Annotated in this window: 12 protein-coding genes; 3 read left to right on the forward strand and 9 right to left on the reverse strand. The window is 63.2% G+C overall.

Annotated features, from left to right (window positions below; genetic code table 11):
- Positions 1–993 carry an AraC family transcriptional regulator gene (locus PY254_RS09050; protein ID WP_281011734.1) on the reverse strand — a complete coding sequence of 331 codons (993 nt, stop codon included), beginning with the start codon at positions 991–993 and terminating at the stop codon, positions 1–3.
- A 131-nt stretch (positions 994–1,124) separates the two neighbouring features.
- Between PY254_RS09050 and PY254_RS09055 the strand changes: the two genes are divergently transcribed.
- Complete coding sequence (locus PY254_RS09055; protein WP_281011735.1) at positions 1,125–2,864, forward strand: N-acyl-D-amino-acid deacylase family protein; 1,740 nt, start codon at positions 1,125–1,127, stop codon at positions 2,862–2,864.
- An 86-nt stretch (positions 2,865–2,950) separates the two neighbouring features.
- Here PY254_RS09055 and PY254_RS09060 read toward each other — a convergent pair whose 3' ends face one another.
- The 7 genes from PY254_RS09060 to PY254_RS09090 all read right to left on the reverse strand — a co-directional run bounded on the left by PY254_RS09060 (position 2,951) and on the right by PY254_RS09090 (position 11,166).
- Positions 2,951–5,260, reverse strand: a complete 2,310-nt coding sequence (locus PY254_RS09060; RefSeq protein ID WP_281011736.1) for a transferrin receptor-like dimerization domain-containing protein — start codon at positions 5,258–5,260, stop codon at positions 2,951–2,953.
- Between the two features lie 215 nt (positions 5,261–5,475).
- On the reverse strand, positions 5,476–6,489 hold the full coding sequence (locus PY254_RS09065) for an NADP-dependent oxidoreductase (protein ID WP_281011737.1): 1,014 nt from the start codon (positions 6,487–6,489) through the stop codon (positions 5,476–5,478).
- Positions 6,490–6,529: 40 nt separating this feature from the next.
- Positions 6,530–7,318, reverse strand: a complete 789-nt coding sequence (locus tag PY254_RS09070) for an SDR family oxidoreductase (protein WP_281011738.1) — start codon at positions 7,316–7,318, stop codon at positions 6,530–6,532.
- Between the two features lie 57 nt (positions 7,319–7,375).
- Positions 7,376–8,146 carry an SDR family oxidoreductase gene (locus PY254_RS09075; protein WP_281011739.1) on the reverse strand — a complete coding sequence of 257 codons (771 nt, stop codon included), beginning with the start codon at positions 8,144–8,146 and terminating at the stop codon, positions 7,376–7,378.
- 31 nt (positions 8,147–8,177) lie between these two features.
- Positions 8,178–8,873 carry a histidine phosphatase family protein gene (locus PY254_RS09080; RefSeq protein WP_281011740.1) on the reverse strand — a complete coding sequence of 232 codons (696 nt, stop codon included), beginning with the start codon at positions 8,871–8,873 and terminating at the stop codon, positions 8,178–8,180.
- Positions 8,870–9,940: a phosphotransferase family protein gene (locus PY254_RS09085; protein WP_281011741.1), complete on the reverse strand. Its 1,071-nt coding sequence runs from the start codon at positions 9,938–9,940 to the stop codon at positions 8,870–8,872. Before PY254_RS09085 ends, PY254_RS09080 begins: the two co-directional genes overlap by 4 nt.
- Positions 9,937–11,166, reverse strand: a complete 1,230-nt coding sequence (locus tag PY254_RS09090; RefSeq protein ID WP_281011742.1) for an acyl-CoA dehydrogenase family protein — start codon at positions 11,164–11,166, stop codon at positions 9,937–9,939. Before PY254_RS09090 ends, PY254_RS09085 begins: the two co-directional genes overlap by 4 nt.
- Positions 11,167–11,306: 140 nt before the next feature.
- Between PY254_RS09090 and PY254_RS09095 the strand changes: the two genes are divergently transcribed.
- Complete coding sequence (locus PY254_RS09095) at positions 11,307–12,239, forward strand: LysR family transcriptional regulator (RefSeq protein WP_281011743.1); 933 nt, start codon at positions 11,307–11,309, stop codon at positions 12,237–12,239.
- On the opposite strand, the gene PY254_RS09100 is transcribed toward PY254_RS09095, so the two are convergent.
- Positions 12,231–13,172, reverse strand: a complete 942-nt coding sequence (locus PY254_RS09100; protein WP_281011744.1) for an alpha/beta hydrolase — start codon at positions 13,170–13,172, stop codon at positions 12,231–12,233. The genes PY254_RS09095 and PY254_RS09100 overlap by 9 nt on opposite strands.
- 317 nt (positions 13,173–13,489) lie before the next feature.
- Between PY254_RS09100 and PY254_RS09105 the strand changes: the two genes are divergently transcribed.
- A complete protein-coding gene (locus tag PY254_RS09105; protein ID WP_281011745.1) occupies positions 13,490–14,611 on the forward strand; it encodes an HD-GYP domain-containing protein in 1,122 nt (373 codons plus the stop codon).
- Positions 14,612–14,725: the final 114 nt, after the last annotated feature.

The raw sequence follows: 14,725 nt of genomic DNA on the forward strand, positions 1-14,725 counted from the left end.
CTACCGCCGCGGTCGCGGCGCCTGCCCGGTCCACTGCCGGTAACTCCGCGTCAGCGCACTGTGTTCGGAATAGCCCAGCAGCAGTGCGATATCAGCGACGGACAGCCGCGCGTCGCGCAGATAGATTTCAGCCATCTGACGGCGCACAGTTTCCAGTTCGGTGCGGAAGCTGGTGCCGGCCTGTTGCAGGTGGCGCTGCGCAGTGCGTGGCGTGACGGCGAGTCGTTCAGCGACGCGTGGCAGGGTGGGTTCGCCGTCATGCAGCAGGGCACCGATGGCGGTGCGTATGTGTGCAACGAAGGGTTCATCGGGTGTTGGCCATAGCGCCAGCAGTTGCTCGGTTTGCCGTTCCATCAGAGTGGACAGGTCGGCATTGGCGGCGCGCAGTGGCAGGGCAAGCGTGGCGCTGCTGAAGCGCACGCGCGTTACCGGTGCGGTGAACTCGACCGGACAACCGTAGGCTGCACGATATGCCGCGCAGTTGCGTGGTGCTGGGTTGACGAACTGCACGTATTGCGGAATGACCGGGCCGGCGGCGATGGCACGGCAGTAGTAGATCAGTGCAGTGATGGAGGTGTCATCGGCGAGGCTTCCGGGTTGGCCCTGATCGATGCCCCAGACCAGATCCACGTAATCGGCTTCGACCAACTGCAGCATCGGTGTCTGGTCATACACCAACCGCTGATAGCGCTGCAGCTTTTGCATGGCCGCGCCCAGCGTGGGCAGCGATTGCAGCAGAAAGCCCAGCGTACCCAGATGTCTTGGTTCGATGGTCTGACCTATACGCAGGCCGAGCAAGGGATCATCCATATGCTGCGACGCGCGTCGCAGCAGCTCGACCCAGTGCGCCATGGGAAAACCCACGGCTTGTTCCGGCGATTCTGCTGGCCGCGCTTCACCCAGCACACGCCACGCATCGAGTCCAAGTGACTGCACGTAGTCGTGCAGCAGGCGGACGAATGCCGGCGAAATGGTGCGATTCGCTGTCTGCATACCCAGGCTGGATTCCGCACGAAGGAACCGGCAGCTTGGCGAGATGGCGCAAATTGTCAAGACGGAAGGTATGACATCTGGAAGGATCATGAGGTCCATGCCATGGCGCCGCGGGCGCGGGGGTTACCGTTTTGCCAGCTGTTTACGATCTGCTGATTCAACGTGGCACCGTGTTCGACGGCACCGGTGCGCCGCCGCGCATCGCGGATGTCGGTGTGCGCGATGGTGCAGTGGTCACCATCAGCGAGGCGCCACTGGCGAGTGCCGAGGCGACGAAGGTGATCGATGCGAAGGGTCTGTGGGTGACGCCGGGTTTCATCGACATCCACACCCATTACGACGCCGAACTGTTGCTGGCGCCGGGCTTGCAGGAGTCGGTGCGGCACGGCGTGACCACGTGCTTTGTCGGCAGTTGTTCGATCAGCATGATCTACAGCGATGCCGAAGACGCGTCGGATATTTTTACCCGCGTGGAGTCCATCCCGCGCGAGTATGTGCTGCCGGCACTGCGCGAAAAGAAAGTCTGGAACGATGCGGCCGGCTATGTCGCGCATCTGCGCAGCCTGCCGCTGGGGCCGAACATCGCCAGCTATATGGGGCATTCGGATTTGCGTGCCGCCGCGATGGGGCTGGGGCGTTCAGTCGATCCGAAGGCGGTGCCCACCGAAACCGAGTTGCGCTGGATGGAACAGCAACTGGAGGACGGCATCGACCAGGGTCTGCTGGGCATGTCGGGCATGACCAATCCGTGGGACAAGGTGGATGGCGATCGTTTTCGTTCGTCCGCGTTGCCGTCGGTGTATGCGCGCTGGAGCGAGTATCGGCGTCTGCACAAGGTGCTGCGTCGGCGCGGCGCGATCCTGCAGTCCGCGCCGAATCTCAACAACCCGATCAACGCAGTCTTCTACCTGTTCACCTCGGCCAGTCTGGCGCTGCGGCGGCGGTTGAAGACTACGTTGATCACGCTGATGGATGTGAAGGCGAAGCCGCGGCTGGACATCGTGATGGGCGGGGTTACGCGTTTCTTCAACGCGTGTCTTGGTGCGGCATTCCGCTGGCAGGCGCTGCCGCAACCGTTCCAGGTATATGCCGACGGCGTCGACTTCGTGATCTTCGAGGAGTTTCCTGCTGGTGAGGCGGCGCTGCATTTGAAGCGCGAATTCGATCGCCAGAAGTTGTTCGCCAGCCCCGATTACCGGGCGAAGTTCAAGACCGAGTATCAGCGCAAGTGGGGCGGGCGCGTGTGGCATCGTGACTTCGGCGATGCGCATGTCATCGACTGCCCCGAGCCGGCTTATGTCGGCAAGACCATCCGGCAGATTGCCGACCAGCGTGGTGCGCACGAGGTGGATACGTTTCTGGATCTGGTGATCGACTACGGCCCCAAGCTGCGCTGGTCCACCTTGATCGGCAATCACAATCCCAAACGCGTGGCGATCAACCTCAATCAGCCCTACGCGATCATGGGTTTCTCCGATGCGGGCGCGCACCTGCGCAATATGGCGTTCTACAACTTCGGTCTGGCGTTGCTGCAGCTTTCAGTGCAGGACGCGCCGGTGATGTCACCCCAGAAAGCGGTGTGGCGGCTGACCGGCGAGATAGCCGAATGGTTTGACGTGGATGCCGGCGTGCTCAAGCCCGGTGCACAGGCGGACATTGTGTTGCTTGATCCAGCGGCACTGAAACGCAGCAAGCTGGATCGCTATGCCGAGGCACCGTTTGAAGCGATGGGTGGCTTGCAGCGCGTGGTCAACCGTAACGACGGTGTGATCAAGTGCACGCTGATTCGTGGTGAGGTGGCGTTCGAAAACGACAGGCCGTCAGCACGGCTGGGCAAGCAGGCGATGGGGCGTTTTCTGGCAAGGCGATAGTGCGACAAAGTCGTGTCTTGGCTCGGAGGTATACAACGAAAAGGGCAGCCAAATGGCTGCCCTTTTTTCGTCAGCCTGTTTGAAGGCTACGACGCCTTGTTCAACATGGCCGTCAGCTGGTCGAGTTGCGCGCAGTAGCCGTCGATCACCTTCGCGGTGATCACCGCATAGCGGTTGGCTTCGTTCCAGCGGCGCGCTTCCAGTGCTTCGCGCACGCCGGGCACCGTCTTGACGCCGTAACCGGTGAGCATGCCTGGCGCATAGATGAAGTGCTTGAACCACGGCCGGTCGGGCAGGCCGGCGGCATCCGTCAGCGCCTGTTCCATGCGGCCCATTTGCCGGTTCAACTTCAACTGTTGAGCGGCGGACAGATCGAAGCCACTGGCAGCGCGTTTTGCATAGGCGGTCTGGAAGGCTTCGGCGCTTTGCTTGAGCTTGGCCGCCGCCTGATCCAGCGGCGCCAGATCAATGGCCGGCATGTCCGAGTCGCGTGCCGGCGGTGCCAGGGGGCGGGTCGGATCGACGGTGAGCGCGAATGCATGCTGATCCAGCAGACGGTGTTGCTCGTCGGTGGCCTTGCGTGTGTTGTCGACCAGCGTGTGGAGTTCGCCGACATAGCGGTCGAGCGTGCTGCTGAAATCGCCGAAGCGCATAGGCAACACGTTGGCGTCGGCCATGCGCAGCGCAATGTGGCCTGCGACTTTGGACAGAGTCACGCCGTATTCGAAGGTCGGATCACCAAAGCGGATGTAGTGATCAAACGAGTCGTAGCGTGAGTGGTAGATGCCGTTGTTGTCGTCCTCGCCGCCGAAGCCGAGGTCGAGCGAGGCGATGCCCAGATGTTCGAGGAAGGCGCTGTAGTCGGAGCCCGAGCCCAGCGCTTCAATCGGCAGGTCACCGCCGCCCGCGACAAGCTTGGCAGACTCCTTGGCTTCAGGGTTGCCGTTCTTGTCATTGCCATCCACCAGCATTTTGGCGCGCACGCGCGCGCCGACGCTGACGTGGGTTTCCGGATCGATCACGCCATCGGCCACCTGGTTGACCAGATGTTGCATCGAATGGCTGCCACCCGCGCCGAGGAAACCGCGCCCGTTGGTATCGGAATTGATGTACAGCACGGCCTTGGCCTGCAGCTCTTTGGCGTGGGTTTCGGCCCATTCGGTGGAGCCGAGCAGGCCGGGTTCCTCGCCATCCCAGCTCGCATAAACCAGGGTGCGTTGCGGCCGCCAGCCCTGCTTGAGCAGGCTGCCGATGGCTTTGGCTTCGTCCAGCAAGGCGACGTTGCCCGCCAGCGGATCCCACGCGCCGAACACCCAGCCGTCGTGATGGTTGCCGCGGATGATCCACTGGTCCGGCGCGGTGGCGCCCTTGATCATCGCAATCACGTCGTAAACCGGCTTGCGGCTCCAGTCCGACAGCACGGTCATGTGTGCCTTGGCCGAGCTTGGGCCGATGTGATACGTCAGCGGCAGCGAACCGCGCCAGCTCGGCGGAGCCACGGGGCCGGTGAGTGATTGCAGCAGCGGTGTGGCATCGGCGTAGGAAATCGGTAGCACCGGGATTTTCAGGATGGTTTTTGCATCCTTGATCGCCAGTCGCTTCGCCCCGGGAGTGGAGCCGATGCCGGGGGTGAGCGGGTCGCCGGGGTATTGCTGCATGTCAGCGACCGAACCGCGCTGCACGCCATCCGCCGGACGCCAGCCGCCCTCGGGGTAGGTGTCGCCCCGTGCATATCCGTCGTCATGCGGGTCGGAGTAGATCAGGCAGCCGACTGCGCCGTGCTCTTGCGCCAGCTTCGGCTTCAGGCCACGCCAGCCGCCGCCGTAGCGGGTGATGACGATCTTGCCGCGCACGTCGATGCCGCGGCGGGCCAGCTCCGTGTAGTCGTCCGGCATGCCGTGGTTGACGTAGACCAGCTCGGCGCTGATGTCGCCATCGCCGCCGTAGACGTTGTACGGCGGCAATACGCCCGGCAGGCCGGAAGTTGCATCGCCGGCGACTGCAGGCTCATGCAGCTTGGCCGTGAAGGGATGTGGGCCAAGCAGTTCGAGTGCGACCTTTTTCGGCGTGGGATAGAGCACGTCGAACGTTTCGATACGTGCATCCCAGCCCCATGCACGGAACTTCTTCAGCATGAATTCCGCGTTGGCCTTGTCGTGCGGTGAGCCGACCTGGTTCGGCTCGGACGACATCTGTTTCATCCATGCACGCTGATCGGCCGGGCTGAGCTGGGCGTCGAAGCGTTGCTCCAGGCTGAGCTGGGCGGCAGCACTGGCGGGCGTGAAGCCCAGCATGGCGGCCTGCTGGTCTGCGGCGACATCGCTGCCGGTGGCGCCAGCACACGTGCCCAGCATGCAGGTCAGGATCAGCAGTGGGCGGAATTTCTTCACAGACATGGGCCAGCTCCGTTCGAGGAATCGCGGATGGATTGAAGTACGTCGGGTGATGCCCGCATGGCGCCAAGGCAAACCAGGGTCTGCGGGATACGATAGGTTTTACGCTTTTTCCGGTTCGGCAGGAAGTTCCAGTGGTGCTGGTTACGGCGTCGGATAACCGGGCCGTCACTTCGGTACTGGGGCAGCACGGCAAACCTGAGCTTGGGAAATCGCGCTCATGCTTCTGCGGCAACGCGCAGCACCAACTTGCCGCGATGACTTCCGTCAAACAAGCGATTGAGCACGACCGGCGCATTTTCCAGACCTTCGGCCACCGTCTCTTCGGTCTTCAGTTGGCCCGCGCGAATCCATCCGGCGATGGCGCCCACGGCTTCTTTTGTCCTGGTGTAGTCCAGTACCAGAAAGCCGCGCAGGGTGAGGCGCTTCATGATGAACGGGCTGAAGTCGTCGCTGGGGCGTTCGCCGCTGTTGTAGCCAGAGATCATGCCGCACAGTGCCACCCGCCCACCGATGACCATGCGTGACAGCACTGCACGCATCACTTCGCCACCGACGTTTTCGAAATTCACGTGGACGCCGTCGGGGGTGGCCGCCTTGAGTTGCTGCTTGAAGTCTTCGGCCTTGTAATCGACGGCGGCATCGAAGCCGAGTTCGTCAACGAGGTATCGGCACTTGTCCGCGCCGCCGGCAATGCCGACCACGCGCGCGCCCATGATCTTGCCGATCTGGCCGGCGATGGAACCGACTGAGCCGGCGGCAGCGGAAATCACCAGGGTTTCGCCGGCATGTACCGGCGCGATGTCGGTGAGGCCGTAGTAGGCGGTGACGCCGCTCATGCCGCAGGCGCCGAGCAGGGTGGGCAACGGGATGCCGGGATCGGCGGGCAGGCGCACGTAGCCCTTCGCGTCTTCGTGCAGCACCAGATAGTCCTGCCAACCGGTGACACCCTGGACCAGATCGCCTTCGGCGTAATGCGAGGAGCGCGAGGCCACCACGCGACCCAGTCCGAGCGCGCGCATCACCTCGCCGATCGCCACCGGCGGCAGGTATTGCGGGATGTCGCGCATCCAGATGCGGTTGGTTGGGTCCATCGAGAGATACAGCACGCGGATCAGCACCTCGCCGTCCTTCAGTTCGGGCACGGCCTGCTCGACGAGGTCGAAGTTGTCGCGCGAGACCAGACCTTCGGGACGGCTTTTCAGGCGCAACTGACGATTGACGTGGGACATGGGATTCACCGTGATGCGGGAAGGGGAGTGGTTGCTTTGACTATACGGCGCAGGCGCCACCGTCGATCACCATTTCGGCGGCGGTGACGTAGCGGCTTTCGTCGGAGGCCAGGTAAAGCACGGCATACGCCACGTCGTCCGGCTCACCGAGCCGACGCATGGGAATGCCGTGGGTGAGTTTGCGGGTGGCTTCTTCCTCGCCCAACGCGTCGAAGAACGGTGCCACGATGCCGGTGCGGATGAAGGCCGGATGGATCGAGTTGCAGCGCACGTCGACCTTTTGCCGCGTGCAGTCGATCGCCACGGATTTCGTCAGCATCGCCACCGCTGCCTTGGACGTGTTGTACGCGGTGTAGTCGGGACCGGCCTTGAACGCCGCCAGCGAGGAGATGTTGATGATCGACGCCGGCTGCTGCGCGCGCAGGTGCGGTAACGCATGTTTGCAGCCAAGCATGATGCTCTCGACGTTGACGCTCATCACCCGCCGCCACTCTTTCAGTTCGATCTGCTCGACCGTGCCGAGCGAGCCGATGCCGGCATTGTTGACCAGCACGGAAAGACCGCCCATCGACGCGACCGCTTCGGTGAGCAGCGCCTGCCAGCGATCTTCGTCACGCACATCCTGGGCGGCGCACCATGCGACCTGCTCGCCACGCTCACGGTTGATCTCGTCAGCCACGATGCTTACGCCGGCTTCGTCGATATCGGTCAGAAACACCTTCGCGCCGTGGCGCGCGAGCATGCGTGCGATCGCCGCGCCGAGTCCGCCGGCCGCGCCGGTGACGAAGGCGTGCTTGCCGGCAACACGCCGCGCGGAAGGTTCGCTCATGGTTGATTCCTGTCGATGTTGATGAGAATTAAATCGCTGAGCATGGTGTCGCTCAGATCAGACACAGAGGTAGCCGCCATCGACGTTCAGCACCGCGCCGGTCGTATACGACGACGCATCGGAGGCGAGATAAAGTGCCGCGCCAGCCATCTCCGACGGCTGCGCCACGCGGCGCATCGGCACGTGGGCCAGCGCCTGTTTGAGGATCGCCGGTGTGTTCACCAGTACCGAGGCGAACTTGGTGTCGGTAAGTCCGGGCAACAAGGCGTTGCAACGCACGCCGGCCGCCGCGCATTCCACCGCAAACGCCTTGGTCATCGAGATCACCGCGGCCTTGGTGATCGAGTAGATACCCTGCTGGAAACCGGGCACCACGCCGTTGACCGAAGCCACATTGACGATCGCGCCGCCGCCACTGGCGGCCATCAGCTTGGCGCCGTGGGTCGACATGTAGAAATAGCCGCGGATGTTGACGTCGACGGTCTTCTGGAAGATGGCCGGATCGGTGTCGAGGATGCTGCCGAAGTACGGGTTGGTGGCCGCGTTGTTGACCAGGATGTCGAGCCGCCCGTGTTGCTGCGTCACGTGCGCGAACAGTGTCTCGATCTGCGCCAGTTCGCCGATATGGCAGGCGAACGCTTCAGCCGAGCCGCCGGCCGCGATGATCTCGTCGACCACTAATTGGCAGTCGGCCTCACGCCGGCTGGAGACGATCGCATGCGCACCGTGCGCCGCCAACAGCTTGGCGATCTCGGCGCCGATGCCGCGGCTGGCACCGGTGACGATGGCGATTTTTCCGGTGAGGTCGAAGGTGGCGGTGGTAGTCATGACGAGGTCTCCTGGCGAATGGGGAAAGGGCTCAGCGCAGCGTGACGAGATGATCTGCGTGCGCTTGTTCCAGGTGCGGCCACGCGTTGTAGGTGACCAGCGTTGCGCCGTGGCGACCGAGCCGCAGCCGCGTGAGGCTGGTGTTGACCAGTGACCAGCTGAGTTTGAAGGTCTGCGCCGGCGGCGCTTCGAGCAAGGCATTGGCGACCACGGCGATCGGACCACCCGAGGTGAACGCCCAGATCGTGCGTGCCGGCTGTTCGGTCAGCGTCTGCAACGCGGTCAGCACCTTGCTGCGAAAGCGCGGCCACGTGAGCTGGTATTCGGCATCGTGCGCGCCGTCCACCCAGCGCGCGACGGCATCGGCAAACATTTGCTGGAAGGCGCGGTGTGGGTCGGCCGCTTGCTTCAACTCCGCGCGCAGTGCATCGGGTCCGTCCAGGTCGGGGCGATGGCGTGCAAGCAATTCGTGGTGATCGAATTCATCCAGTCCATCCAGCACCAGCAGTGGGAGGTCAACGCCGGCCGCTTCGAGACATTGTTCCGCCGTCCGTCGATGCCGCTCGCGTGGACCGATCGCGATCAGGTCGGGCCGTGATCCACTGGCGGCCAGCCATGCGCCGAGCCGTCGTGATTGTTCCTCACCCAGTGGAGATAGCCGATCGTAATCGGCTGCACCGAAACTGGCCTGGCCATGGCGTATCAGCAGCAGGCTGCGCTCGCTCACAGGCTCGATCCGGCGATGATGCGGCGGCAGCGCCCAGCCATGTAGCGGGCCGCCTGGCCGAAGCCGGCGAACTGTGGATTGCTGGTCTGGCCCAGCACGTAGCGGCGGTAGATCTGCTGGATGATCACCATCAGCCGGAACAACCCGAACGCTTCGTAGAAGTCGAAGTTTTCCACGTGCAGGCCGCTGTGCTCGCCGTAATAATCGATCACCTCGCGCCGCGTCAGCATGCCGGCTACATGCGTGGGCTGGCGGCGGAACGACTGGAAGGTGGCGTCGTCGTCGGCCTGTACCCAGTAGGCCAGCGAGCCGCCCAGGTCCATCAGTGGATCGCCGATGGTGGCCATCTCCCAGTCGAGCACGCCGATGATGTTCAGCGGATGCTCGGGGTCGAGTACGACATTATCGAAGCGGTAGTCGTTGTGGATCACGCAGCTGGCGTTGTCCTGCAAAGGTTGCTTCGCCATCAACCACGCGACGACATCAGTACAGGCGTCGGTGTCGTCGGTGGCCGCCTTCTGCCAGCGGTCGCTCCAGCCGGCGACCTGCCGCGCGATATAGCCGTCACCCTTGCCGAGGTGCTGCAGTTCGGGCGACGTGGCGTCCACGCGGTGCAGCTCGATCAAGCGGTCGACGAAGCCTTGGCAGAGTTTGCGCACACCCTCCACATCGAGACCCAGTTCGGTCGGCAAATCGCGGCGCAGGATGCTGCCGCGCAGCCGTTCCATCACGTAGAAGTCATGGCCGATCACCGAGTTGTCGTCGCACGTTGCCAGAATAGCCGGCACATACGAGTAGTGTGGTTTCAGCGCAGCCATGACCTGCGCCTCGCGCAACATGTCGTGCGCAGATTTGGCCTTGGCGCCTGGCGGTGGACGTCGCAGCACCAGTTCGCGTTCGCCGTAACTGATCAGATAGGTGAGGTTGGAGGCGCCGCCGGGAAACTGCGCGAGCGTGGGTGTGCCTTCCAGGCCGGCGATGTGCTGTCGCAGGAAGTTGTCGACGCGCTGCAGGTCGAGCGCATCTTCCTCACGCACCGCACGCGGCTGATCCACGGCCGTGCTCATCGTGCGGCTTCCTGTGCGGCTTGCGCTTTCATTTCCAGCCGCGCGATGACGCCGCGATGCACTTCGTCCGGGCCATCGGCCAGGCGCAACACGCGGGCATAGGCATACAACTGGGTCAGCGGGAAATCGTCGGACAGGCCGGCTCCGCCGTGGATCTGGATCGCCGCATCGGCCGCCTGCTGAGCCACCGCGGGCACCACCACCTTGATCTGCGAGATCAGGCTGAGCGCCGCCTTGGTGCCGTGCGTGTCCAGCGTCCAGGCGGTTTTCAAGGTCAGCAGACGCGCCTGCTCGATCGCCATGCGCAGGTTCGCGATGATGTCTGGATTGCCGCCCAATTCGGCCAGTGGCTTGCCGAACGCGGTGCGTGAACGCGCGCGCGCACAAAGCATGGCCAGTGCGCGTTCGGCTGCCCCGATGGCGCGCATGCAGTGATGCACGCGTCCGGGACCGAGTCGCCCTTGGGCGATTTCGAAGCCGCGGCCCGCACCGAGAATCACGTTATCCAGCGGCAATCGCACGTCGGTGAAGCTCACCTCGCCGTGCCCGCTGGGTTCGTGCAGATGATGAAACACCGGCAGCATGCGTTCTATTTTCACGCCGGCCGCATCGAGCGGGCAGATCACCATGCTGTGGCGACGGTGCGGTTCCGCCTGCGGAGCGCTCAGCCCCATGAAGATCACGAAGCGGCAATGCGGGTGCCCGGCGCCGGTGGTCCACCACTTGCGACCGTTCAACACGACCTGGTCGCCTTCGATGCTTGCGGTTGCCTGCATATTGGTGGCGTCGGAGGACGCCACCTCCGGTTCGGTCATGCCGAAGCCCGAGCGGATGTCGCCGTCCAGCAGCGGTTGCAGCCAGCGTTGCTTTTGTTCCGGCGTGCCATAGCGGTGCAGTACTTCCATGTTGCCGCTGTCGGGTGCGCTGCAGTTGAATGCCTCGGGCGCGATGAACGAGTGGCCCATGATTTCGGCGAGCGCGGCGTACTCCACGTGGCTCAGGCCGGCACCGTGTTCGGCATCGGGCAGGAACAGATTCCACAGCCCGCCGGCACGTGCTTTCGCCTTCAGGCTTTCCATCACTGGTGGCTGCCGCCATTGGCGATGATCACTGCTGCCACTGAGCTGCGCGGCGTAGACAGGTTCGGCCGGGATGACCTCGTCGCGCATGAAGGTGTCGAGGCGCTCGATCCAAACTTGTATGCGTTTCGAAGCGGCAAAGTCCACGTGCGTTTCTCCTGATTAGCCGCCAGCCTACGCCTTGACCTTGCAATGAGTGAAATGAATATGCTTTATGACTACCCATTAGCAATATTGATGACTATGGTTTGCGCTGGCATCGGCACAGTCACCGTCGGGAACTGGATATGGAACGCGCTGACAATCGTATCGACCTGAATCTGTTCCGCGTGCTCGAAGCTATCTATAGCCAAGGCGGCGTCAGCGCCGCGGCGCGGGTGCTGCACCTGACTCAGCCAGCCGTGACGCATGCGCTTCAGCGCTTGCGTGACCAGTTGGGTGATCCGCTGTTCGTGCGCCAGGGCAACCGGCTGCTGCCGACCGAGAAGGTGCGCACGATGATGCCGGCGGTGCAGCTGCACCTGAAGGGGCTGCACGCCAGCGCGCACGCGCAGCCGCATTTCGATCCGGCGCAACTGGATATCGAGTTGACCGTGGGCTTTCGCGACATCCTGGAATCGATTGCGTTACCGTCGTTGCTGGCGCGGATCGAGCAACATGCGCCGCAGTTGCGCGTGGTCAGTCGCCGCGTTGCCGCCGACGACGTGGAGCGCGAGTTGGCCGCAGGGACGCTGGATCTGGTAGTGGATCGGCCGCTGCGTGCCAGTGCACAGATTTCCCGCCAACGCCTGCTCGATGAATCACTGGTGGTGGTGATGCGGGCGGATCATCCATGCGCCAGGCAACTGCGACGGAGCGACTACATGGCTGCCCGGCACGTTGCCGTATCGGCGCTGGGCGAGGCCAATGCACTCGACCTCGTACTCGGCCAGAACGGCATGTTTCGGCAGGTGCAACTGGTCTGCCAGCACTATTTTTCCGCTTGCCAGATCGCAGCTGCCACGCAGATGCTGCTGACGGTGCCACGTTCGTATGCCAATCACCTGGCCAAGCTGCTACCGATGGCCGTGCAGCCGCTGCCGATCCGATTGAAGGCGTTTCCGATCCTCGCCTACTGGCATGCCTCGAAAGATGATGACCGTGTGCACAGCTGGTTCCGCCGCTGGGTGTTCGAGGCGATCAGTCAGGCCATCGCCCCGGTTCACCGAGGATTACCGTGAATTGGCCGCAACGGGCAGCGCGGTGGATAGCGCACGCGTATGCGCGTGGATGAAGCGCATGGTGTCGTCGATCACCGGCGCCTTGCTGCGCAGCGGCTTCGAGATCGAGAACAGGATTGCCAGGTGGCCAATATCCGGATAGAGCTTGACCACCACGGTTTCGTTTTCCTTGCGAAGCGCACGTGTCAGTGATTCGGTGTTGCGCGGCCAGACGGTCTTGTCGCTGGTTCCCTGCAGCAGCAACATCGGCGGTTCGTCCCCATCGACGAAATGCACCGGTTGCGACTGCAACTGAGCCTCGTGCGTGCTGCCGAACATGTCGATGAAGTCGGGGTCCTTCAGCGGCAGGAAATCGTAGGGGCCGGCCAGTCCGATGAAGCCGGCAAGCTGGCGCGGCTGCATGCCGACGGCATTCAGCCAGTGTGCGTCGGTGGCCAACAGTGCGCCGATGTGCGCGCCGGCCGAGTGACCCATTACGAACATGTCATCCGGGTTGCCACCGTATTCGCTGGCGTGGGCATGCGTCCACGCCACGGCGTGAGCCGCATCCTGCATGAACCCATCCAGCTTCACCGTCGGCCACAGGCGATAGTCGGGAATCACCACCACCATGCCTCTCTTCGCCAAAGCCTCACCAGCCCAGCGATACCACTGGCGTTTGCCCGACTTCCAGCTGCCACCGAAGAAGAACACCACCACGGGCGCGTTGCGCGCATCGCTGGGGCGAAACACATCCAGCGCCAGCTCGTGTGCCGGGTCGTACATCACGTCGCGCTGCACCACCACGTCAGACTTGCCGATGGTCGCGTTGAGACTGTGAAACAGCACCGCCTGGCAACCGCTGAGCAGGCTGCTGCCGATCAGCAGCAACAACGTGGCAAGCAGGGGGCGACGGGACGCAGGTGGGGCGCTGACGGTTTTCTGCGAGGGCATGGGGTTCCTTGGCTGAGACTGAGGCACGGCATTCAATGGCTGGTCGCCGCGGGCCGAGTCGCATGACGATCACGATGGCTACCGAAGATACGAAGCACACGCACTAAAGGATGCAAGGCTGCCTGTATGGCTGGCCTGTTTCACCGGAGTCGCCTTGGCGGTTTCGCAGGCATGCCTTGGGTCGCGCAGTTTCTTTCGCATCCGAGGGTCATGCCAGCCAGCCCATTTCCGCTGGAAGCGGCGGTTGACTGCCATCAGCGACCTGCCGAGTTGGGGCATACTTCCGTCGACGGTTGCAGATCAGGTGTGGAGGGGGCGTGGCAGATCGGGTAATCCATCCATTGCAGTTGAAGGTGGGCGACGCATTGCCATTCAATGCGCGCGATGCCAGAGGCGTGCTGTTGCTGCGACAGGGGCAGGTGATTACCAGTCTGGGTCAGATCGAAAGGCTGGTCGAAAACGTCAAGAGCGCCGAGTCCGATGGTCCGGTGGAAATACCCCGCGATCGACCGCTGTCCAAGGTATCGCCGTTAGGTCTGGCATTGGAGGCACGGCGTCGTTTGCACGCTTTGCTGTCGAACCCGGAGCCCGTCGACTTCACCGATGAGGTGCGGCGCATCGGCAGCATGTTGTGCAAGGCATGCAGCATGAATGCCGATGTGGTGCTGGCGTCGATCCTGTTGTGCCGCGACGAGCCTTACAGTGTGCGGCATGCGGTGAACGTGGCGGTCTCCAGCTACATCACCGGCAAGGCCATGCATCTGGATGCGTCGACATTGACCTCGATCGTGTCGGCAGCGTTGACCATGAACATCGGCATGTTCGACCTGCAGCAACAGCTGGTGTCATTGAAGGGAACGCTCAATGACGAATTGCGCCAACAGGTGGAGATCCACTGCGAGCACGGCACGGGCCTGCTGCAAGAGTACGGAGTAAACGATCCGCTGTGGCTTGAGATCGTGCGCGATCACCACGAGCGCCCCAATGGCAGTGGCTACCCGGCGCACAAGAGTGCCGCCAGCATCGCGGTTCCGACGCAACTGGTGGCCTTGGGTGACATTTATTGCGCGCGCGTTTCCGGTCGCATGTATCGCAGCGCAATGGCACCGAACGAGGCCTTGCGCAGGTTGTTCCTCGATGAAGGTGCGGTGGCGGACGAACAGTACGCGGCGCTGTTCATCAAGACCCTGGGTGTCTATCCGCCAGGGACCAGCGTGCGCTTGCGCAATGGCAGCATTGGCGTGGTGACCCATCGTGGTGTTTCGGGGCAGCGTCCACGGGTCTCTTCCATTACGACGCAGGATGGTCTGCTGGTCAGCACGCCGATCCGTCGCAGCGTGGAGTCCGAGGCGCACGCGGTGAGCGAGGTGGTCAACCTCGACGAACTGGATTTGAGCATCAGCCCGGCAGCGCTCTGGGGCGGCGACGCACTGCTCTAGCTTGCAGCGAATATCCCGCGCGCTGTCGTGGTCGGCGTTTCACCTGCTGGGCCGGTCTGGTTTGTCGGAACCCGCCTGACATGCAGGCAGGCAAAACAGAATGGAGATGACTTC

The sequence above is a fragment of the Rhodanobacter sp. AS-Z3 genome (assembly GCF_029224025.1).
Lineage (GTDB): Bacteria > Pseudomonadota > Gammaproteobacteria > Xanthomonadales > Rhodanobacteraceae > Rhodanobacter.

Excerpts from the sequence above, each read along its gene's own strand:
- PY254_RS09050 (WP_281011734.1), bottom strand. The coding sequence starts at position 993 with ATGCAGACAGCGAATCGCACCATTTCGCCGGCATTCGTCCGCCTGCTG.
- PY254_RS09060 (WP_281011736.1), bottom strand. The coding sequence starts at position 5,260 with ATGTCTGTGAAGAAATTCCGCCCACTGCTGATCCTGACCTGCATGCTG.
- PY254_RS09065 (WP_281011737.1), bottom strand. The coding sequence starts at position 6,489 with ATGTCCCACGTCAATCGTCAGTTGCGCCTGAAAAGCCGTCCCGAAGGT.
- PY254_RS09070 (WP_281011738.1), bottom strand. The coding sequence starts at position 7,318 with ATGAGCGAACCTTCCGCGCGGCGTGTTGCCGGCAAGCACGCCTTCGTC.
- PY254_RS09075 (WP_281011739.1), bottom strand. The coding sequence starts at position 8,146 with ATGACTACCACCGCCACCTTCGACCTCACCGGAAAAATCGCCATCGTC.
- PY254_RS09085 (WP_281011741.1), bottom strand. The coding sequence starts at position 9,940 with ATGAGCACGGCCGTGGATCAGCCGCGTGCGGTGCGTGAGGAAGATGCG.
- PY254_RS09095 (WP_281011743.1), top strand. The coding sequence starts at position 11,307 with ATGGAACGCGCTGACAATCGTATCGACCTGAATCTGTTCCGCGTGCTC.
- PY254_RS09100 (WP_281011744.1), bottom strand. The coding sequence starts at position 13,172 with ATGCCCTCGCAGAAAACCGTCAGCGCCCCACCTGCGTCCCGTCGCCCC.